The following is a 20466-nucleotide window of genomic DNA, read 5'->3' as shown; positions in this document are numbered from 1 at the left end:
AATGTTACGGGAGCTTGCGCAGCATGAATTGCCCGTCGCCTTGCTGCTCCAGTTCATATTCTTGTTTTTCCGGGGTAGTATTAACAGGATTTTCCATTTTTGCGAGTGCTAAGCGCAGATTGTCCAAGATTGCGTCACTTTCGCCATTGTCCAAAGCAAAGGCGCGTCGGAACATCTGTTCCGCCTCGGGGTATTCGGCCTTTTCCATCAGCACAACACCCAGATTATTCCACGCAATGGGCCAGTCAGGCTCATCCTCAACTGCGCGGCGTAGCAGTTCCTCTGCCTGCCCCAAACGCCTGAGACCCAGATTTGCGGTGCCCATCGAAGTCAGGAGTTCCGTTGTCATCCCCTGATCCAGCGCGGCGCGGGAAAAGGATGTCAGCGCCAACTCATATTCGCCCGATGCCATCAGTCGGTTTCCAACCGTAATCGGGTCAACAGCTTCAGCTTTGGCGTCAACGCCCGGAGCGTCCAGACCGTTTGAAAGGCCAGTTTCTGTACAAGAGGCCACCATGGCAAGAACCAAGGTGGCCTGAAACATGTGGCGTAGCCTGAACCGGATACACCTGAAGTTAAATGTCATCGGGATGCTATCCCCCACTTGCAAAATCTGCGATGCCTTTTGCCGAGGGTCCGACCAAAATGACCAGCAATGGCGGCACAGTCAGCATCATTGTGGCAAGTGTCATTTTGGTTGGCAACTTGTTCGCAGCCTCTTCGGCGCGCATTACCCGCTTATCACGCATTTCACCGGCATAAACCCGCAGGGCTTCGGCGATTGACGTACCAAACGCGGCCGACTGGATCATAACAGTCACGAACGAACTGACGTCCTGTACACCGCATCGCGTTCCAAAGTCTCTGAGAACACTGTCCCTGTCTTTGCCTGCCTTCAGTTCGTGCGCGACAACTTCGAACTCCAAGGCAATATCCGGGTATGAGACCTTCATCTCTGCTGCGACCCGAACGATTGCCTGATCCAGTGACTGACCCGCTTCTACGCACACCAGCATCAGGTCCAGAGTATCAGGAAACCCTGCGACGATGGCTTCTTCTCGCTCGGCTACGCGCCGCGTGATCCAATAGCGGGGGAGGAAATAGAATGCACATGCCGGGATCAAGACGCGGGTGGCCGATTGGGTCGGTGTGAATTCCTGACCACCGGAAAAAACCGTGACTAACAGAACGCCAATCGCCACGCCGACCAAACCAAGGGCAAATTGGGCAAAGTGGAAGAAGCGGACCGCGTCCTTGGATTGATATCCAGCCTGACGGAGCTTGAGTTCCATCGCCGACAACTCATCCTGATTCTGTGGTTCCAGGAAGTTCGCAAATTTCTGAAGTTGCTCGTTGCGACTGGCTTGTCGCAGTTTGTCCTTTTTACCCTTTTTGCTTTCCTTGGGCGCTGCATTTGAACGCTGCAGCTTCTTGAGAGGGTCCTCTGGTTGGTTCAACATCAGCGGCACGGCCACCAAAATCATAAACAACCCCAGAACACCAACCACAATAAGTGGTCCGAACGGCCCCAAATGTTCGGTCAGGACATCGTTGATTTGGATCAGAAATTCCATACTCGTTCCCTCAGACCTTGATATTCGTAAGAATGCGCATGACGATTAGGTTTAGGGTAAGCATGATGCCAACAAAGAAACACATCGGAATGAACAACTCGTGATCGACAACGTCGTCGTAGTAACCCGGATCTTTCACCAAAATGAACAACAGGCAGAATAGGGGGAAGCCAGACAGGAACTTGCCGGACCATTTGGCTTCCGCCGTGATCGCCTTAACGCGGCGGAACAGACGGAACCGAGCACGAATAACCTGGGCAAGGCCCGCCAAAATCTCGGCCAGGTTACCACCGGCCTGTTGCTGGATGCCGACAGCGACAGACAAAAAACGCAGATCCTGCATTCCCAGACGTTCGGCCATGTCCTTCAGGGCGTCACCTACGTCACGACCATAGGCGCATTCGTCAGCAATCACGCCAAATTCCGTTCCAAGAGGATCCTGTACCTCATTCGCAACAATCTGAATTGTCGAGACAAATGGGTTGCCAACGCGAAGAGAGCGCACCATCAACTCAACGGCGTCGGGCAGTTGTTCTTCCATCAAACCCATGCGTTTCGAGGCTTTGTGATTCACCCAAGCATAGACACCACCGACGCCAATCGCGATCGAAAGCGCAATCCGCAAAACGATCTCGGTTCCCGTGCCGATACTCAGCCCAACGTAGGCAAATCCAGAAACCAACATCATGATCATGATCAATTGGCGCGGCGAAAAGGCGATGGCTGCTTTTTGTGCTTTATCAGCCAACAGCGAATAGAGCGGGATGCTCTGGGATTTCATATGCTGCTGCATTTCCTTGCGCAGCTGTTCCAGAACCTGTTCGCGCCCGACGCCTTTCTCGAGCATATCCAGACGCCGGTTCACCCGGCTGTTCAGGCTGATGGACTTGCCAAATGCCACAAGATAGATGCCCTCGACCAGGAGAAGTACTCCGACGAAGATCACAACATAGATAAGGGCCTCTACGGGCAGTTGCATTTCCGGATCTCCTTAGATGGCCGTAGGTTCGTAGATGGATGGAGGCAGATCAAAGCCCCACAGACGGAAGCGTTCGGAATAGTGGCTGCGGACACCGGTCGCGGTGAAATGGCCAATGATCTTGTTGTCCGGTGTCAGGCCAACGCGTTGGAACTTGAAAATCTCCTGCATCGAAATCACATCACCTTCCATCCCCGTAATCTCGGTGATTGAGGTCATTCGACGCGAGCCATCCTGCAAGCGGCTGGCCTGAACGATTAGGTTCACAGCTGATGAGATTTGGCTGCGGACCGCTTTGAGAGGCATCTCGATTCCGGCCATTGCGATCATGTTCTCGAGACGCGAAATCCCGTCACGGGCCGAGTTGGCGTGGATCGTGGTCATCGACCCGTCGTGGCCGGTGTTCATGGCCTGCAGCATGTCGATCACCTCGGCACCACGCGTCTCGCCCACGATGATGCGGTCAGGGCGCATACGAAGGGCGTTTTTCAGACAGTCGCGCGGGCTGACTTCGCCTTTGCCTTCCACGTTAGGAGGGCGGCTTTCCATCCTACCCACATGGGTCTGTTGCAGCTGAAGTTCCGCCGTATCCTCGATGGTCAGGATGCGTTCGGCGTCATCAATAAAGCTGGACAAGGCATTCAGCGTTGTCGTCTTACCCGAGCCTGTACCGCCCGAGACGATGATGTTCAGACGCGTAGAAACAGCTGCCTGCAAATAGGCGGCCATTTCCTCTGTGAAGGCACCGAAATTGACCAGATCGTCGATGGCCAGCTTGTCTTTTTTGAACTTACGAATGGAAACCAGCGACCCGTCAACGGCGATAGGTGGCACCATTGCGTTGAAACGCGACCCGTCAGCCAAGCGAGCGTCAACATAGGGGTTGGATTCATCGACCCGGCGACCCACGGCGGATACGATCTTGTCGATGATCCGCATCAGGTGCTTTTCGTCCTTGAACGTGACGTCGCTGATTTCAAGCTTGCCGAACCGTTCGACAAAAATCTGCTGAGGACCGTTTACCAAGATATCGTTGACACTGTCGTCTTGAAGCAGCGTCTCAAGGGGGCCCAAACCAGTGACTTCGTCATACAGTTCTTTGTTTAGCTGTGACCGGTCTTCGCGGTTCAGAACAATATCGCGGGATTCGAGGATTTCGCTCGAGATCGCGCTGATTTCCGCCCGAAGTTCAGATTCTCCGGCCTTTTCAAGTGCCGCAAGATTCAGGTTTTCCAGCAGTTCCCGGTGCATCTCGATCTTAATCTCACCCAAGCGCTCTTTGCGCTTGCGATCCCGGTCCGATCCGACCGGTTCAGTAGCCTTCTTTTGAATTGGGCGGCGGGCGACGGCGTTGTCAGCGGATGCTTTTTTCGGAGCAGGCGTTTGCGCCGCAGCCTCAGGCGCTGGAGCAGGCTCGACCGGCTGCGCTGCTGGCTGCTTCTTGTATCTTGAAAACACGGCGACTACCCCTCTGAATTACGGTTACGCGGCCTCGGCGCTGCTGCTGCCCAAGCTGTGAAGCGATTTTGCAAGTTTTGCGATTTCCCGACGCAGCGGGTTCTTGGCGGCGGATTTGGCCAGCGGCAATCCGTGATCACCGCTTTGCATGACGGGTTTGCCACCATCCGGCAATTGCAGGTCAATTGAAATGCCCAGGCTTTCGCCCATGCGCTTGACCCGGCCTTTGCCATTCAAGTCAGTGAATTTCGGGGCTCGGTTCAGAGCGAACCGGAGTTTGTTGAACGGCAGTTCCTCGGCCTGGAGGGCGCGTTTCAACCGTAGCGCATTCTGAGCGGATCGCATGTCCAGCTCGATCATTGCAAAGTATACATGTGCAGCCTGAAGAACCGTTTCCGACCAATGAACAAGGGTCGTCGGCATGTCGACGACCACGTAGTCGAATTTCCTGCGCGCTATTTCGATGACACGTTCGATGTCTTCGGGGGTGATCAAGTCCAAAGGAACCATGTCAGATGGTGCAGTCAGGACTTCAAGCTTTTCCTCATAGGTTTGTAGCGCTTGCGAGAAAACATCGTCATCCATCGAAGTTGTGTCCGACAGCATCTCAAATACGGTTTCGCGTCGAGGAAGGTCCAGATACGTCGACACGCTGCCATACTGCAGATCCAGGTCGATGACACAGACGGAAGGTGCCTCTTTGTCTGACGCGGTTGCTAGCTCCCAGGCGAGGTTAACCGCCATGGTCGTTGATCCCACACCGCCTGCCAGCCCATGGACCACAAACAGTGCGCCTTCTTTCGAATCACCCTGAGCGGCCTGAGCTGCTACTGCAGTCGTTGCCACCGGTTCAGGTTTGTTCATGCGATCGATGGCTTCCTGCAGCTCTCCTTCGGGAAGAGGGTAGGGGACAAACTCGTCCGCGCCCTTGCGAAGTAGTTGGTGCAGAGACGCAGGTGTGACGTCTTCGGCGATCAGAACGATTTTGATGTTTTTCTCTTTGGCCTGCGAGATGATCTCGCCCATCAGGGAAAGGTTGTCCTCATCTTCTCCGTCAATGGCAAGCGCAACGAATTCAAGGTTTTCCGCCTCGGGCTGGCTGAAGAAAGCCAGGGCCTCGGCAAAGCCAAGGTCGCCCCAACGTTCGCCCAAAATGGTCTCCATGTCCTCGATTAGAAGATCGAAGTTTTGGACATCACGGCTGATCGTGCAAGCTAGAATAGCAGTTCCGTCATCATGCGTTTTGGCGCTTGTCATTCACACAATCCTCGTCGTCTGGGCCAGCCCGCTGCCCGAACATGTCTGTTTCGGTTCAGTTCGCTGTTGCCCGGTCGCGACCAATTCGGGCCGCACTTCACCTAATTGTTGAGAAGATGGCTTGGAACTTAGGCAAGATTTTGGCGCAAAAGAACCAATTGTAGGGAAATGGGCGACGATGCCGCCCATTTCTTATGGATTATTCAGAGGCGCCGCCAGCGTCATCGCTCTGGATGTAGCTCTCTCTCGTAGCGCTGGCGACGTATTCGCGATAGATGATAGCAGCATACTTGCCATCCAGCACCAGCGGGTTACGCTCCATGAAACCGGACACTTCAGTTACCGTACGCCTGTTGCGACGATCTCGGTTCGGAGTGTCGATCAGAGGCTGTGTTTTCCCAAAGGAAACAACGGCCTCCAAGCGTGAACGCGAAATACCCTGCTGCGTCAGGAATGCAACGGCGGCATTCGCGCGGCGTTGTCCCAGAGACTGGTTGTACGCAGTAGAGCCGACAGCATCGGTGTGGCCATAAACGCGGAATCGCACTTCAGGGAACTGCTTGATCCACGCCGCTTGCCGCAACAAGACCCGCTGTGCCTGAGCGTCCAGCTGAGAACTATTAAACGCAAAATTGATCTGGGTCGGTACTTCTGCTGCGAACCGCCGACCCAGGATTTGGGCGTATGTCAGTTCACCGTTCATGACCTGAACGTTGTTTAGGGTTGCGTTGCCAAAGGCGCCTTGGTCGATTTCGTACCCGGCCTCACGCGTACACGCGGCCACGGCAACCGACAGACCCAGTGTGATGATCCACTTCTGCATTGGTCCTATCCTCTCAATCATTCCAGGATGTAGCCGTATGAGCTGCCAAAGTCTTGTTTGGCGACTTCAGACGCGCCACCCGAACCAACGCGAGTGGTTCGCGCCGTTTTTCCGTTCAGGAACAAGTTGAACTCGGTAGGCGGTTTGACGCGGTCTGTCGGCAGGGCCAGGGCTTCACCACGTGTGGGTGATACCAGATGGGCTGTGACGATGACGACCAGTTCAGTTTGTTGACGCTGATATTCCGCGCTGCGGAACAATGCACCCAGAACAGGAATGTCACCGACCCATGGCACTTGGCTGTTCAGGTCCGCGAAGTTGTCCTGAATCAACCCTGCAATCGCAAAGCTCTCTCCGTCTCGCAATTCAACTGTTGTCTTTGTCTGGCGGGCAATGAATGTCGGCACGTTGTTGCCTGCAATTGTAAAGGTGGAGTTCGGGTCAATAGTTGAGACCGATGTTCCCAACTCGAGGTTGATCAGATCACCATCCACTACGCGAGGCGTAAAGAGAACCTGTACACCGAAATTCCGATATTCGATTGCAATGTTGCCGTCGTCCGCAGGAACTGGAATTGGGACTTGGCCACCTGCCAGGAATTCGGCTTCCTGACCCGAAAGGGCTGACAAGTTGGGCTCCGCAAGAGTGCGAGCAAGTCCTTTGGTTTCAAGCGCTTCCAACAACAAACGTACTTGCGTGGAACCTGCGCCAAAGCCAAACAGGATCGCACCCGTGTTCGTCTGTTGGATGGGAATGTTGTTGTTCAGTGCGTTAGCCAACGCGCCAGCGTTGTTCAACGTGTTGAAACCACCCGTTGTGTCGCCGCCGCCAAAGCCCAACGATGCGGTCAGGCTCTTTGCAACGGATCGGTTCATTTCGGCAAAGCGAACTTTCAGCATGACCTGCTGAACGCCGCCAACGGACATCAGGTTTGACACCCGCTCGGGCGCGTAACGTTCTGCAAGTTCCAGAGCGCGGGCCAATTTGGCCGAGCTGGAAATTGTGCCAGAAAGAACGATGCCGTCGTTGGCTGTGCGCACTTCGATTGGCTCGCTCGGTAGAATCTGCCGCAGCCTTTCTTTGAATTCAGACACATCCGGCGATACACGGACCCGAACATTGGCCAGCAGGTTGCCAGCCCCGTCGAACAAAGTCAGCGTGGTCAGGCCAGGTGCCTTACCCAAAACATAAATGGTACGATCAGAAAGCGACGAAATGTCAGCGATGCCTGCGTTGGCGATGCTGAGTTCCGCAAATGGTGTTTCGCTTTCAACGACAATTGCGCGGTTCATCGGAACGTCCAGCGTTTCCGCTGTACCGTTCTTAACCACGCGAAGTGTTTCAGCCTGGACAGCAGTGCTGGCCGAACTGATAACTAACGCCAACCCCAGAAGGGTTGCGTTGAACAAAGATTTTATTTTCATGTGACCTGCCTCTCCGATCACGCCTCGTTTTAGGTCTAACGCCTTATGTGTGACAACACTGCGCGAATTCCGATTTTATTGCAATAATCAATGGTTTCTGGAATTTTCCTTATGTGGGTAATGCGCAACATTCGAAACGAAACAAGCCGCGCTGATGGCGCGGCTTGTGGCTTTAACGTTTTGATTTTACGCTAGTTTGTGCAGGGCGTTGGTATTCCGGTATCGACGATCTCGCCGCCGCGGCGCGCTTTCACTGTGCAAACCCTTTTCTGGACTTTGACTGGTGCGGGTGCTGCTTCTTCGATTCCCAGCAGTTTTCTTTGGTCGACTTCAATTGCTGTTGCTATGGTCTCATCCTGGACACCAACCAATGCCAGTGACAACCGACCCGTATTCTGGGCTTGGGCAAGAGCTGCGACCTGTTCAGGAGTTATAGCCACTGTGACCGTTCTGGCGATCGTTGTTCCAGTCAAGTCTGAACCCGCGGTCTGGTCGACAGCGATCAATTCAATATTGTTCTGGATAAGCCGCGTGATTTCACCTTCACCACCAGTACCTCTTAGAGATCCGGTCCAGTAAACGTCAACGTTATCGCCTGGGCGTAAGAAGCCTGATACACCAGATGCAACATCTACACTGATTGCGAAGGCGCGCATGCCTTTCTCAAGGCGAGACGTCAGCCCAGCAGATTCCCCGGGCTGAGTGATTTTGACAGTAAGAAGGGCTTCATCTTTTTCCATTGCGCGCAGGACAAAGCGGTCGCCTCTTGCATTCTCTGGGAACAGTACGGCCACATCTGAAAAAGTTCCTTCGGGAATCGCGTCCTCAGGCCACTGAACGACGCGTACATCTTCCGGCGCAAGACGCTCTCCATATTTCATGACCCGGTTTGCGACCATCACTGGGACAGTCGGAATGGTCTTAACATTTGCGAGCGCATTTTGAGTCGCTAGCCTTTCTCTCTCCAGTTCCGCTTGGGTTTGACTGATGTAGTCCTTTGCCAAGTAGACGGCCCCACCGGCCAAAGCGACCCCAACAATTAGGACAAGTCCAAATACTAGCCGCATTCGCGTCCCCTCTTAGTTATTCTATCTAGGTTTGTTCGCCAAAGATTTACGACGAAGATCAGCTTTGATTAAAGGGAGATTGTGTCGAAAAGGGGGACAATATCAGAAATATTGTGCGTCCATTAGGTTTTTTAGACATATAGGCAATTGCGAGTTCACGAGTCTGGCGCGTCGAAACGCACAGAAATTTCGTCCGCAACGTCAATCCCACTCAGGGCAGCACCTGATTTGGCATCCAGGTCTCGGACCGGTTGATGAAATACAACGAAAACACCAGCGGCAATTCCCACGATTGCGGCTGTCAAAACAACCCAGTCAACCGTCACGGCCCCGTCTTCAAACTTGCTGAATACGTATATTCTTTTGAGCATATCGTTTCCAATTTTGGGCCATGAATGATTTCGGGGCCGGGTCAAACAACCCGGCCCCGAAAAAGAAAGTCAGAGTGACGATTTGTTTAGCCGCCGCTGGTGGAGGTTGTGGTGGTGGTGGTGCCACCGCCGCCTGGGGTGACTGGGATGGCGTCTGCTGTAGCTGTCGCCGCGCCTTGCAGGGCTGCGCCAACTTCGTTCGAAACTGCCTGAGTGCCGTTACCAATTTGGGTGTAGGCGACCGATGCCAGGCCAACGATTGCTGCGGTCAGAACGACCCAGTCTACTGTTACGGCGCCGTCTTCATCTTTGCGGAAGTTCTTGATGAACTTGATCATGTTGCGTCCCTCCTAAAGGATCTAAAAAGTCTATTAAACCTAGGCGTCTATCAGAGCTTTCTCTCTCAGTCCGCTCCCGTTCGTCTCGGTATGGCTCTATGATTGACCGCTGTGCGTGGCAGGAATTGGGCCAAACCCTATTTTTTTTTGATGAAGTTTAACTATTTCGTAGTTTTTTTAGTAAGTAATTGAAAAGCAACAGTAAAAAATTCCACATCGCAGAGGTTGTCCGTTCGCCCCGATGCAAATTTGCGGCAAATGAGGCGAATTTGCCCCATTTCACGTTGTTTTTCTGGCCTTACGGGCGAATCCGAGGTTCAAATCAACCAAAAGAAAAACATGAGGCAGGCAAATGAATCTCCGGCTCGCAATGACTTGCGCCGGTTTGGCGGCGTTGATGCTGTCTGGCCCAGTGCCAGTCGTGGCGAACGAGGTTGAGCCAAGAGGCGTTTACAAACGGGTCAAGGCCCCAAAGCCTGGCACACGACCGCGCGTCACGGTCCAGATCACACCCGATGAGCATGCAAAGACCCCGTCTGCCCCTAGTACAGGCGTGGAATTAGTTGAACCTGAAATCATCGCGCGCACGCGCGTCGTACCGCCAACGCTTCCCGTTGCGGGCAAAAAACCGGTCGGTTCGTACAAGGCTTTCTGGGAAAGGGTGTCGCCGTCATTGGCCGAGGCCGGGTCTGGACGACTGCGCGATGCCATGAATGCGCTGGCTGCGATCAACGTCGCGGCGCCGCGTCTACAGACCCTGCAGAATATCGCCCAACAACGCCGCGTGGATATTCTGCGCTCGACCGTGGGAACAAATGTCTCACCGGCATTGGTTCTGGCGGTCATTTCCGTTGAATCTGCCGGGCGTACCGACGCTGTAAGCTCGGCGGGGGCACAAGGATTGATGCAGCTGATGCCTGCAACCGCCAAACGTTTTGGGGTTCAGGACAGTACGCAGCCGTCGCAAAACATCGCGGGCGGTGTGAAGTACCTGAACTGGCTGATGGAAGAATTCGGTAACGACCCGATCCTCGTCCTTGCAGGGTATAACGCTGGGGAAGGAGCCGTACGTAAGCACGAGGGCGTCCCGCCTTACGCAGAGACGCGTGATTATGTGCCCAAGGTTCTTGCGGCGTTTCAGGTGGCTCGGGCGTTGTGTTCGACACCGCCTCAGCTGATTACGGATGGGTGTGTATTCCAATCGCTGAACTGAAAATGGCCCACCCGAAACGGTGGGCCTTTTCATTGGTGTGAATTAGTTGACGATGTTGGCTTCGGTCGCGGAGCGGATCTCGTCTTCGGTCACGCCTTCGGCGATCTCGATGATCTTCAGGCCGCCATCAACCACGTCCAGAACGCCAAGGTTGGTGATAATGCGATTCACCACCTTCTTGCCGGTTAGGGGCAGGGTGCACTTCTTCAGCAGCTTGGACTTGCCGTGCTTGTTGGTGTGATCCATCACGACGATCACGCGACGAACTCCTGCAACCAGGTCCATCGCGCCGCCCATGCCTTTCACCAGCACGCCCGGAATCATCCAGTTTGCCAGATCGCCTTCTTCATCGACCTCCATCGCGCCCAGAACGGCGGCCGCAATCTTACCGCCGCGGATCATGGCAAACGATGTGGCACTGTCGAAATAGGCGGTGCGGGACAGTTCCGTGATCGTCTGCTTGCCAGCGTTTATCAGATCCGGGTCTTCTTCGCCTTCAAAGGGGAAGGGGCCCATACCCAGCATTCCGTTCTCGGATTGGAGGGTGATGTCCTTGTCACCAACATAGTTTGCCACCAGCGTCGGAATACCGATGCCGAGGTTTACATACATGCCGTCTTCCAGCTCTTTCGCCGCACGTGCGGCCATCTGATTGCGATCCCAGGGCATTATGCTTCCTCCTTCTTACGGGTGGTGCGTTGTTCGATGCGCTTTTCGTGCTGACCCTGAATGATGCGATGCACGTAGATGCCGGGCAGGTGGATCATATCGGGGTCCAGCGAACCACGCGGCACGATTTCCTCGACCTCGACGATGCAGATCTTGCCACAGGTCGCAGCAGGTACGTTAAAGTTGCGCGCGGTCTTGCGGAAGATCAGGTTACCGGTGTCGTCGGCCTTCCAGGCTTTGACAATAGCCAGATCGGCAAAGATGCCTTCTTCCAAGATGTAAGTCTCGCCATTGAAGTCTTTGTGCTCTTTACCATCGGCGATCACGGTGCCCACACCGGTCTTGGTATAGAACCCGGGTATGCCTGCGCCACCGGCACGCATACGCTCAGCCAGAGTTCCCTGCGGGTTGAATTCCAGCTCCAGCTCTCCGGCCAGATATTGGCGCATGAACTCAGCGTTTTCACCGACGTAAGAGCTGATCATCTTTTTGACCTGCTTGGTCTGCAGCAGGATGCCGATACCGAAATCGTCAACACCGGCGTTGTTCGAGGCAAACGTCAGATCTTGAGCGCCCGAGTTCTTGATCGCCTCAAGCAGCAGTTCGGGAATACCGCACAGGCCAAAACCGCCTGCCGCGATCATCATGCCGTCCGAAATCACTCCATCGAGTGCCTCGGTGGCATTGGCATAGACTTTCTTCATGGAAAACTCCCCCAATGACATGGTGATGGCGCAGGTTGTGCCGCCACGTCACGGGGAAGTCAATGAAACCAAGGGGTGGGTGGTATTTCTACCTAACCCCCTGTCAGGTGGCCGCCTTTTTGGTTGTTTTCTTGGCCGCAGCTTTCTTTTTCGGAGCCGCTTTTTTCTTGGTGCCCTTTTTAGCTGCGCGTTCGTTGACCAGTTCGATGGCCATTTCCTGTGTCACATCTTCGGGCTTAATATCTTTTGGAATGGTCGCGTTGACCTTTTCCCATTTCACGTATGGCCCATAGCGCCCATCCAGAACCTGCATCGCGCCGCCATCTGGGTGCTCGCCTAATTCCTTCAACGCTTTTGCCGCTGCGCGACGGCCCCGCCCGGGGTTGGCGCGCTTTTCAGCCAGCAACTCGACAGCGCGGTTCATGCCGATTTCAAACACGTCGTTGGGGTCTTTGAGGTTTGCGTAGACCGGCTTGGCCTCATCCGCCAACTGATGCATCAGATAGGGACCAAACCGCCCAAAGTTCGAGCTGATCATGCCACCCTCTGGGTGTTCGCCAATCTGGCGGGGCAGGGACAACAGCGTCAGCGCCTTGTCCAGATCCATGTCATCCTTGCTCCAGCCACGCGGTAGTGAGGCGCGCGGTGGTTTTTTGTTCTCGGGCGTCGGTTCGCCGCGCTGAACATAGGGGCCAAAGCGGCCGGATTTCAGCCAGATATCATCCCCTGCATCTTCGCCCAGAAGACGTTCCTCGCCTTCAGCGCCTTCGCCGGCGATGGGGCGGGTATAGGTGCATTCAGGATAGTTTCCACACCCAACGAACCCGCCAGTGCGCGACGTCTTCAGGTGCAACTGACCCATTCCGCATTTCGGACAGACACGCGGGTCCGAGCCGTCTTCACGCGGCGGATAGAGCTGCGGCGCCAGGGCTTCGTCGAGTTTGTCCAGAACCTCGGAGATCCGCAATTCGGACGTCTCGCCGATAGCAGCCGAGAAATCGCGCCAGAACTTGCTCAGCAACTCCTTGTAGTCACGCCCACCGGCGCTGACGTCGTCCAATTGTTCTTCCAGATTGGCGGTGAACTCATACCCCACGTACTGCCGGAAGAAGTTCAGCAGGAAGATCGTAACGATCCGGCCCTTCTCCTCTGGGATCAGCCGGTTCTTGTCTTTGCGCACATATTCCCGGTCCTGAATCGTGGTCACGATCGAGGCATAGGTCGACGGTCGCCCGATCCCCAGCTCTTCCATCCGCTTGACCAGTGTAGCCTCGGTGTAGCGCGGCGGCGGTTGCGTGTGGTGCTGCAGGGCAAGTACAGATTCGTTCTCGGACAGAATGGCCTCTTTCGCGGCCTTTTCAGTGCCTTCGCTGGTCGCTTTGGTGAACTGATCGCGCAGGGATGTTTTGGCAAACCGAGCTGGATCGCCCTGCATGATTTGCGGCAGGCGCTTTTCATCATCATCGGCCACGTCGTCGCGGCCTTCTTCATAAACGCGCATGAACCCGTCGAACAGAACAACCTGACCGGTGGCGCGCAGGCCGACCTGGCCGTCATCGCTGCCAATCTCGACCGTAGTGCGCTCCAGCCGGGCCGCAGCCATCTGACAGGCAATGGTACGTTTCCAGATCAGGTCATACAGTTTGCGCTGATCCTCATCTGTGACCTTCAGCGCCTTGGTATCGCGGGACATATCCGTCGGGCGGATACATTCGTGCGCTTCCTGGGCGTTCTTGGCCTTGTTTTTATAGATACGCGGGCTGTCCGGCACGTATTCTGCACCGTAACGGTCTGCGATGGTATCGCGAGTGGCCGCCACGGCCTCGGGCGCCATGTCGATGCCGTCGGTCCGCATATATGTGATGTAGCCCGCTTCGTAGAGGCGTTGAGCAACCTGCATCGCGTGACGCGCGCCCATTCCGAACTTGCGGCTTGCTTCCTGCTGCAAGGTAGAGGTCATGAAGGGCGCACTGGGGTTGCGCGCGGCAGGCTTAGCCTCGACCGAAGTAACGCTCAGCGCGCGGCTGGTGATGGCCTGCACCGCCAGTTCGGCCTGCGTGGCGTTGGCCAGATCATGTTTGTCCAGTTTCTTACCGGCCAGCGTGACCAGACGCGCCTCATAAGTCTGGCCGCGCGGTGTTTCGAACACAGCCTTCACAGACCAATATTCGACTGGCTTGAACGCTTCGATCTCCATCTCGCGTTCGACGATCAGGCGCAGACAGACTGACTGAACGCGACCGGCAGACTTGGCGCCGGGCAGTTTGCGCCACAGAACCGGGGACAAGTTGAAACCCACCAGATAATCCAGCGCGCGGCGGGCCAGATAGGCCTCGACCAACGGCATGTCGACCTGACGCGGGTTCTGCATCGCCTCGGTCACCGCATCCTTGGTGATCGCGTTGAAGGTCACGCGGCTGACAGGCGTGTCTTTCTTGATCGAGCGGCGCTTGGTCAGGGCTTCTTGCAGGTGCCAGCTGATAGCCTCACCTTCACGATCAGGGTCAGTCGCGAGAATCAAAGCGTTGTCTTCTTTCAGCGCATCGGCGATGGCTTTGACATGTTTGCGGCTGTCGTTGCCGACCTCCCACTTCATCTCAAATTCATGCTCGGTATCGACGGATCCGTCCTTGGGCGGCAAGTCCCGGACATGGCCATATGAGGCCAGCACCGTGTAGTCGGGGCCAAGATATTTGTTGATTGTTTTGGCCTTGGCAGGGGATTCTACAACAACTACAGGCATTTAAGGGAAAACCTCGCTCGACGGAATTGGCGCCTTCTATGATCGTGCAAGATGTGGAGGGCAAGGGCGAATTGTCAATGCGTTCCTTTGAACACAGGAATTATGTGGTAATTTCAACCACGTAACCTGTGTATAAAAAGGACTTGGGCAGAAACCAGGCCTCAGCGATGAAGGTTATGCTGACAGCGACAGGAGGCCGCCGGGCTGGCGCTGGATCTGTCCCTCGAGTTCCAGATCAATCAATGCGGGTCCGATTTCTCCGGCCGTTGCGGCAATGTCGCGGATCAACTGATCTTCGGCAATCGGGGAGGGGCCCAATCGCGACAGGATTTCACGATGCAGTGCGGTACCTGCGATCACCGGGTTGGCTACAACGTCGGGCACGGCGGGCCCCTCGACCTGACTGGTAGGTGCCCGTTTCGGTAGCGCCTCAATGACGTCTTCGGCGGCTCGCACCAATATCGCGCCGTCCCGGATCAGCATGTTGCACCCGGCAGCGCGTGCATCGAAAGGGTGCCCGGGTACGGCCAGAACCTCGCGCCCCTGATCCAAGGCGTCCCGCGCAGTAATAAGACTGCCGGATTTTGCGGCAGCTTCGACGACGACAACCGCCTGTGCCAGACCTGAGATAATCCTGTTTCTGCGCGGGAAGTGCCGGGCCTGCGGTGTGACGCCCATGGGCTGTTCCGAGACACGCAACCCAGTTTGGACAATCTTTTCGGCCAGCACTGTGTTTTCGGTGGGATAGACGACATCCACGCCGCCCGCCATCACAGCGACGGTGCCCGTTTCAAGCGCGGCCATATGGGCCGCTGTATCAATGCCGCGTGCCAGGCCGGACACAACGACATAGCCTTGCTTGCCGAGATCCGCGGCAAGCCCCCGCGCCATCCGCGCCCCCAAGGACGAACAATTCCGCGCGCCGACCAGTGCAATCGACCGGCGCTGCAGCAGAGAGCTATCTCCAATCGCCCAAAGCATTGGCGGGGCGTCGGATAGATCGTTCAAGGCATCTGGATAATCGGCGGAGCCAAGGCACAAAAGGTGCGCGTTCGCGGCTTTTGCGGCCTTGAGTTCCGCCTCAATCACGCCGGGGGGGCAAACTTCGTACCCATCAATTCCGGCAGCGCGTGCCATCTCCGGCAGCGCGGCCAGCGCATTCTGCGCCGAGCCATGTTCCCGCAGCAACCGACGAAACGTCGCCGGACCAACCTTGCGAGAGCGCAACAGACGAAGCCAGGAAAACCGATCCTCTTCCGTGGTGGGTGGGAGTGTGGGGTGATAGGAAGAATGCTGCTCTTCGGTCATCCGATGCTCCGCCTGATTGCAGAACTGGTTTACGATTGCTGGGGTTAACAGCTTGTGAATCTCTTCAAATTATCCGGATAATTTTCGGCGTTTATCACTTAGAGTTATTTAGTGCGTTGAAATGTATGAAATAAACACAACGGCCTTCAACGCGGGCGCCTGACAGGATGTTAAGGCGCCGGCGGGCTGAAAGCGCAGCGTTAACCCTGCGCTCTCGATTTCCCGCCAAGCGATTCCCGGCTATGCGGCCGATCCGCCGACTGTCAGGCCATCCATCAGAACGGTAGGCTGGCCAACGCCGACCGGTACCCACTGGCCGTCTTTGCCACAGGTTCCCATGCCCGGATCCAGCGCCATGTCGTTGCCCAACCCCCGAATGCGTTTAAGGGCGGATGGACCGTCGCCGATCAGGGTCGCGCCTTTGACGGGTGCCCCGATCTTACCGTTTTCAACGCGGTACGCCTCGGTGCACGAGAACACGAATTTGCCGTTGGTGATATCCACCTGACCGCCGCCGAAACCAACCGCCCAGATTCCGTCCTGGATGTCCGCAACCAAAGAGGCCGGATCAGCCTCACCACCCAGCATCACAGTGTTCGTCATCCGCGGCATGGGTTTGTGCGCATAGCTTTGCCGCCGCCCGTTTCCGGTGGGGGCCACGCCCATCAGGCGCGCGTTTTGGCGATCCTGCATATAGCCGGTCAGGACGCCATCTTCGATCAAAACTGTCCTTGAACTGGGTGTGCCTTCGTCATCCAAAGAGATCGAGCCGCGACGATCCGGGATTGTGCCGTCATCAACAACGGTCACGCCTTTGGATGCGATCTGCTGTCCCATCAAACCGGCAAAGGCCGAGCTTCCCTTGCGGTTAAAATCCCCCTCCAAACCGTGTCCGATTGCCTCGTGCAAGAGGATGCCTGGCCAACCGGGGCCAAGCGCGACCTCCATCACGCCGGCAGGGGCCGGGATCGCGTCGAGATTGACCAAGGCGATCCGCAACGCCTCGCGCGCTTTGTCCTGCCAATCCGACGGATCGATCAGGCCGTCTAGCCCGACGCGCCCGCCACCCCCGGCCGAGCCACTTTCGCGGCGACCGTTCTGTTCGACGATGACCGAGATATTGAGGCGGGTCATTGGCCGCACGTCTCGCATCAGTACGCCGTCCGGGCGCAAAATCTCGACTTCTTGCACGGCTGCGGCGATTGTCGCGCTAACCTGCACGACGCGGGGATCCATGTCGCGGGCATAGGCGTCGATCTCGCGCAGCGTTTCGATCTTGACCGGGAAATCAGCGGATTCAATCGGGTCCTCGTCCGTATAAAGGCGGGTATTGGTAGCGCGGGGACCATCGGCCAGCGTGCCGCCACCGTCTCCGACCGCAAGGCGCGCGGTTTGTGCCGCCCGTTTCAGTGCCGGAATTGAGACATCGGTGGAATGCGCATACCCGGCAACTTCGCCCTGCACCGCTCGCAGGCCAAACCCTTCGGATGCGTCATATGATGCTGTCTTCAAGCGCCCGTCGTCAAAGACCAAAGCCTCGGATTTTCGCCGCTCGACAAACAGCTCACCGTCTTCTGCCCCAGAGGTGGCGGATTGCAAAACCGCAAGCGCCTCGTCATGCGGAATAGCGCTATCAAATGGGCGAAACGGGTCGTTGGACATCTGTTGGGACCTTCCGAGTTTGATCCAGATCAAAAATAGCGTCTGTTTGACGCAAGCATTTTGCTTTATCTACCCGACGGAATATGGTTTTTAACGCGGCCAAAGACAACGGGAGAGGTGCGACTGATTCACACCTTTTCGCCAGAGAAGCAAAGATCAGACGATCAGGACAGAAAATGAAGAATGCTTTGATGCTTTCGGGGTTGATGACAGCCCTCTCCAGCCTTCCCGCAATGGCTCAGGAGCTTGAGATTATTGGTAAGCCAGTTGATGGCGGCCTTGGGTTCCAGCCCGCGGCCACCAGCCTGGCCTCGGGGATTCACCGGCTGGATGATATGATTCTGGTGATCATCACCGCGATCTGCTTGTTTGTTGCAGGTCTGCTGATCTACTGCATCATTCGCTACAATTCGCGTAACAACCCTGAACCGGCGCGATTCTCGCACTACACCCCGGTTGAGATTGCCTGGACCCTTGGCCCGATCCTGATTCTGGTCTTCATCGGTGCCTTCTCGCTGCCGGTTCTGTTCAATCAGCAGGAAATCCCCGAAGGCGACATCACCATCAAAGTCGTTGGGAACCAGTGGTACTGGACCTACGAATACGTTGATCACGATTTCGCCTTTGACAGCTATCTGCTGGGCCACCCGGCCACATTGGACGAAGGCGCACGCCCGGCCGATGCTGACGTGACCCCATTTGTTCTGAACGATGCGATGCGTGCCAAACTGGCGGATGCGGGCTACAGCGATGACGAATGGTTGCTCGCCACCGATACCGCCGTTGTCGTTCCGGTTGGCAAGGTCATCGTCATGCAGGTTACCGCATCAGACGTGATCCATTCGTGGACCATCCCGTCGTTCGGCGTAAAGCAGGATGGTGTTCCGGGTCGACTGGCCGAACTGTGGTTCGAGGCCGAGAAAGAAGGCATCTATTTTGGTCAGTGTTCCGAACTGTGCGGCAAGGACCACGCTTACATGCCGATCACCGTCAAAGTGGTCAGCGAAGAAGCATATGAGCAGTGGCTGCAAGGCGCGCTGGAAGAATATGCAGGTCAACCCGCAACTTATCAGGTTGCATCGAAGTGATGACCCGCGCGGGCTGAACGCTCGCGCCAAGAGTAACGCAGGCTGCGCGTTTTTCGCGCAGCTTTCGCCCCAGAAGGACCGGAAATGAGCGACGCAAGCATCAATGCCAGCACAGTGAGCGCCAAATCCCACGCGGATGAGGCCAGCTTTGGTGATTTCTTTGCCTTGCTGAAGCCGCGCGTGATGTCGCTGGTCGTGTTCACCGCTTTGGTCGGCCTTCTTGCGGCACCGGTCCATGTTCATCCATTCGTCGGCTTTTGCGCCATCCTGTTCATCGCCATTGGGGGCGGCGCATCCGGCGCTTTGAACATGTGGTGGGACGCCGATATCGACCGCGTGATGAAGCGTACCAAAGGCCGCCCGATCCCCTCTGGTAAGGTCCAGGAGGGTGAGGCGATGGCAATCGGGCTGGCCCTGTCAGGGCTGTCCGTTATTATGCTGGGTCTGGCAACCAACTGGTTTGCTGGCGCTTTCCTGGCTTTCACGATCTTTTTCTACGTTGTCGTTTATACGATGTGGCTGAAACGCTCGACGCCGCAGAACATCGTGATCGGCGGCGCGGCAGGGGCTTTTCCGCCGGTTATCGGCTGGGTTGCTGCAACCGGGTCGATGTCGATCGAGCCGTGGCTGATGTTTGCCCTGACTTTCATGTGGACCCCTCCGCATTTCTGGGCTCTGGCGCTGTTCATGCGCTCGGATTACGACGATGCGGGTGTTCCGATGCTGACCGTCACACATGGTCGTCGCGCCACGCGCTGGCACATTCTGGTATATACCGGGTTGCTGGCCATGCTGGCTGTTGGAACCGCATTCTCGGGTATTGGCGGTCCTATCTACCTGACCGTCGCTGTGATGTTGAACGCGCTGTTCCTGCGCGGAGCGTGGCAGATTTCGCGCCGGAACGAGGATGATTCCGAGGCCGACAATTTCAAGGTCGAACGCGCGTTCTTCAAGCTGTCGCTGCTGTATCTGTTCCTGCATTTCGGTGCTATCCTGGTCGAAGCACTGCTGAAACCCTATGGGCTAGGAGGTTGGTCATGAGCCTGCGCAAGAGCCACGAACTTCACCAACGCCGATTCAGCCGTAACCTTGGGGTCGGCCTGACGCTGGCCGCCTTTATCGTGATCATATTCGGTCTGACGGTCGTAAAGGTTTCAGGCACTGATTTCAGCTTGGCGACGCCAGAGGTACAGAACTGATGGCGTTGACAGGTCCTCAGAAAACTGTTGCGCAGACAGTTGGCGTGGTTGTCCTTATGGGCAGCCTGGCCTGGGCTTCTGTTCCGTTTTATGACTGGTTCTGCCGTGTCACCGGTTTTGGTGGAACCACTGGCGTGGCCGCGACTGCACCCGAAGATATTCTGGACCGCAAGGTTACCATCCGCTTTGACGCCTCGAAGGCGAAAGACATGGCATGGGAATTCAAGCCGGTCGCGCGCGAGATGGAAGTGCGCATTGGCGAAACCGGACTGGCCTTTTACGAGGCCTACAACCCGACCGACCGCCCCATTGCCGGGCAGGCGTCCTACAACGTGACACCGTATTCGGCCGGTGGGTACTTTCAGAAAATCGCCTGTTTCTGCTTTGAAGAGCAGGTGCTGCAACCCGGTGAACGTGTTGAGATGCCGGTCACCTTTTTCGTCGACCCTGAAATGGTCGAGGATCTTGAAGCTAAGTATGTTCATACGATTACACTGTCGTATACATTTTACGAAATTGACCTGCCCGAGGGCGTTGCCGCTCTTGAGACGCAGGCTGATATAACAACGAACTAACGCCTGTAGGTGAG

20 protein-coding genes are annotated in these 20466 nt (G+C 56.1%); 5 read left to right on the top strand and 15 right to left on the bottom strand.

What is annotated here, in order from left to right; all coding sequences use genetic code 11:
• Positions 1 to 4 precede the first annotated feature (4 nt).
• The 10 genes from QMP16_RS18390 to QMP16_RS18345 form a co-directional block, all read right to left on the bottom strand.
• The gene (locus tag QMP16_RS18390; protein ID WP_282153564.1) at positions 5 to 544 is read right to left on the bottom strand and encodes a tetratricopeptide repeat protein; all 540 of its coding nucleotides are present in this window, start codon (positions 542 to 544) and stop codon (positions 5 to 7) included.
• A gap of 49 nt (positions 545 to 593) precedes the next feature.
• Entirely contained in the window at positions 594 to 1574 is a 981-nt protein-coding gene (locus QMP16_RS18385; RefSeq protein ID WP_282153563.1) for a type II secretion system F family protein, read from the bottom strand.
• A gap of 10 nt (positions 1575 to 1584) precedes the next feature.
• A complete protein-coding gene (locus QMP16_RS18380) occupies positions 1585 to 2553 on the bottom strand; it encodes a type II secretion system F family protein (RefSeq protein WP_282153562.1) in 969 nt (322 codons plus the stop codon).
• Between the two features lie 12 nt (positions 2554 to 2565).
• Positions 2566 to 4011, bottom strand: a complete 1446-nt coding sequence (locus QMP16_RS18375) for a CpaF family protein (RefSeq protein WP_282153561.1) — start codon at positions 4009 to 4011, stop codon at positions 2566 to 2568.
• A gap of 24 nt (positions 4012 to 4035) precedes the next feature.
• Positions 4036 to 5268, bottom strand: coding sequence for an AAA family ATPase (locus QMP16_RS18370; protein ID WP_282153560.1), 1233 nt, complete (start codon positions 5266 to 5268; stop codon positions 4036 to 4038).
• 199 nt (positions 5269 to 5467) lie between these two features.
• Entirely contained in the window at positions 5468 to 6091 is a 624-nt protein-coding gene (locus QMP16_RS18365) for an OmpA family protein (RefSeq protein WP_282153559.1), read from the bottom strand.
• 17 nt (positions 6092 to 6108) lie between these two features.
• The gene (locus QMP16_RS18360; protein WP_282153558.1) at positions 6109 to 7515 is read right to left on the bottom strand and encodes a type II and III secretion system protein family protein; all 1407 of its coding nucleotides are present in this window, start codon (positions 7513 to 7515) and stop codon (positions 6109 to 6111) included.
• Between the two features lie 191 nt (positions 7516 to 7706).
• On the bottom strand, positions 7707 to 8582 hold the full coding sequence (gene cpaB / locus QMP16_RS18355) for a Flp pilus assembly protein CpaB (protein ID WP_282153557.1): 876 nt from the start codon (positions 8580 to 8582) through the stop codon (positions 7707 to 7709).
• Between the two features lie 155 nt (positions 8583 to 8737).
• Entirely contained in the window at positions 8738 to 8953 is a 216-nt protein-coding gene (locus QMP16_RS18350; RefSeq protein WP_282153556.1) for a hypothetical protein, read from the bottom strand.
• A gap of 86 nt (positions 8954 to 9039) precedes the next feature.
• Positions 9040 to 9291, bottom strand: coding sequence for a Flp family type IVb pilin (locus QMP16_RS18345; RefSeq protein WP_282153555.1), 252 nt, complete (start codon positions 9289 to 9291; stop codon positions 9040 to 9042).
• A 352-nt stretch (positions 9292 to 9643) separates the two neighbouring features.
• On the opposite strand from QMP16_RS18345, the gene QMP16_RS18340 reads away from it, so the two are divergent.
• Positions 9644 to 10504, top strand: a complete 861-nt coding sequence (locus QMP16_RS18340; protein ID WP_432653416.1) for a lytic transglycosylase domain-containing protein — start codon at positions 9644 to 9646, stop codon at positions 10502 to 10504.
• A 42-nt stretch (positions 10505 to 10546) separates the two neighbouring features.
• Here QMP16_RS18340 and QMP16_RS18335 read toward each other — a convergent pair whose 3' ends face one another.
• The 5 genes from QMP16_RS18335 to tldD all read right to left on the bottom strand — a co-directional run bounded on the left by QMP16_RS18335 (position 10547) and on the right by tldD (position 17590).
• Positions 10547 to 11173 (bottom strand): CoA transferase subunit B, encoded by a 627-nt coding sequence (locus QMP16_RS18335; protein ID WP_282153554.1) that lies wholly within the window; start codon positions 11171 to 11173, stop codon positions 10547 to 10549.
• Positions 11173 to 11877: a CoA transferase subunit A gene (locus QMP16_RS18330; protein WP_282153553.1), complete on the bottom strand. Its 705-nt coding sequence runs from the start codon at positions 11875 to 11877 to the stop codon at positions 11173 to 11175. The genes QMP16_RS18335 and QMP16_RS18330 overlap by 1 nt, the downstream gene beginning before the upstream one ends.
• A 103-nt stretch (positions 11878 to 11980) precedes the next feature.
• Complete coding sequence (topA, locus tag QMP16_RS18325; protein WP_282153552.1) at positions 11981 to 14620, bottom strand: type I DNA topoisomerase; 2640 nt, start codon at positions 14618 to 14620, stop codon at positions 11981 to 11983.
• 174 nt (positions 14621 to 14794) lie between these two features.
• Positions 14795 to 15928, bottom strand: a complete 1134-nt coding sequence (dprA, locus tag QMP16_RS18320; RefSeq protein ID WP_282153551.1) for a DNA-processing protein DprA — start codon at positions 15926 to 15928, stop codon at positions 14795 to 14797.
• A gap of 240 nt (positions 15929 to 16168) precedes the next feature.
• On the bottom strand, positions 16169 to 17590 hold the full coding sequence (tldD, locus tag QMP16_RS18315) for a metalloprotease TldD (protein ID WP_282153550.1): 1422 nt from the start codon (positions 17588 to 17590) through the stop codon (positions 16169 to 16171).
• A 176-nt stretch (positions 17591 to 17766) separates the two neighbouring features.
• Here tldD and coxB point away from each other — a divergent pair, with 176 nt between their 5' ends.
• From coxB to QMP16_RS18295, 4 genes are all read left to right on the top strand, one after another.
• Complete coding sequence (gene coxB / locus QMP16_RS18310) at positions 17767 to 18678, top strand: cytochrome c oxidase subunit II (RefSeq protein WP_282153549.1); 912 nt, start codon at positions 17767 to 17769, stop codon at positions 18676 to 18678.
• 84 nt (positions 18679 to 18762) lie between these two features.
• A complete protein-coding gene (gene cyoE / locus QMP16_RS18305; RefSeq protein WP_282153548.1) occupies positions 18763 to 19719 on the top strand; it encodes a heme o synthase in 957 nt (318 codons plus the stop codon).
• Entirely contained in the window at positions 19716 to 19877 is a 162-nt protein-coding gene (locus QMP16_RS18300; protein WP_282153547.1) for a hypothetical protein, read from the top strand. The genes cyoE and QMP16_RS18300 overlap by 4 nt, the downstream gene beginning before the upstream one ends.
• Positions 19877 to 20452, top strand: coding sequence for a cytochrome c oxidase assembly protein (locus tag QMP16_RS18295; RefSeq protein WP_113790545.1), 576 nt, complete (start codon positions 19877 to 19879; stop codon positions 20450 to 20452). The genes QMP16_RS18300 and QMP16_RS18295 overlap by 1 nt, the downstream gene beginning before the upstream one ends.
• The last annotated feature ends 14 nt before the right edge of the window (positions 20453 to 20466 follow it).

The sequence above is a fragment of the Ruegeria atlantica genome, assembly GCF_947495585.1.
In the GTDB taxonomy this organism is placed as follows: domain Bacteria; phylum Pseudomonadota; class Alphaproteobacteria; order Rhodobacterales; family Rhodobacteraceae; genus Ruegeria; species Ruegeria atlantica_G.
Note: the sequence above shows the minus strand (reverse complement) of the source record. Positions and strands in the feature narration are given on the sequence as shown.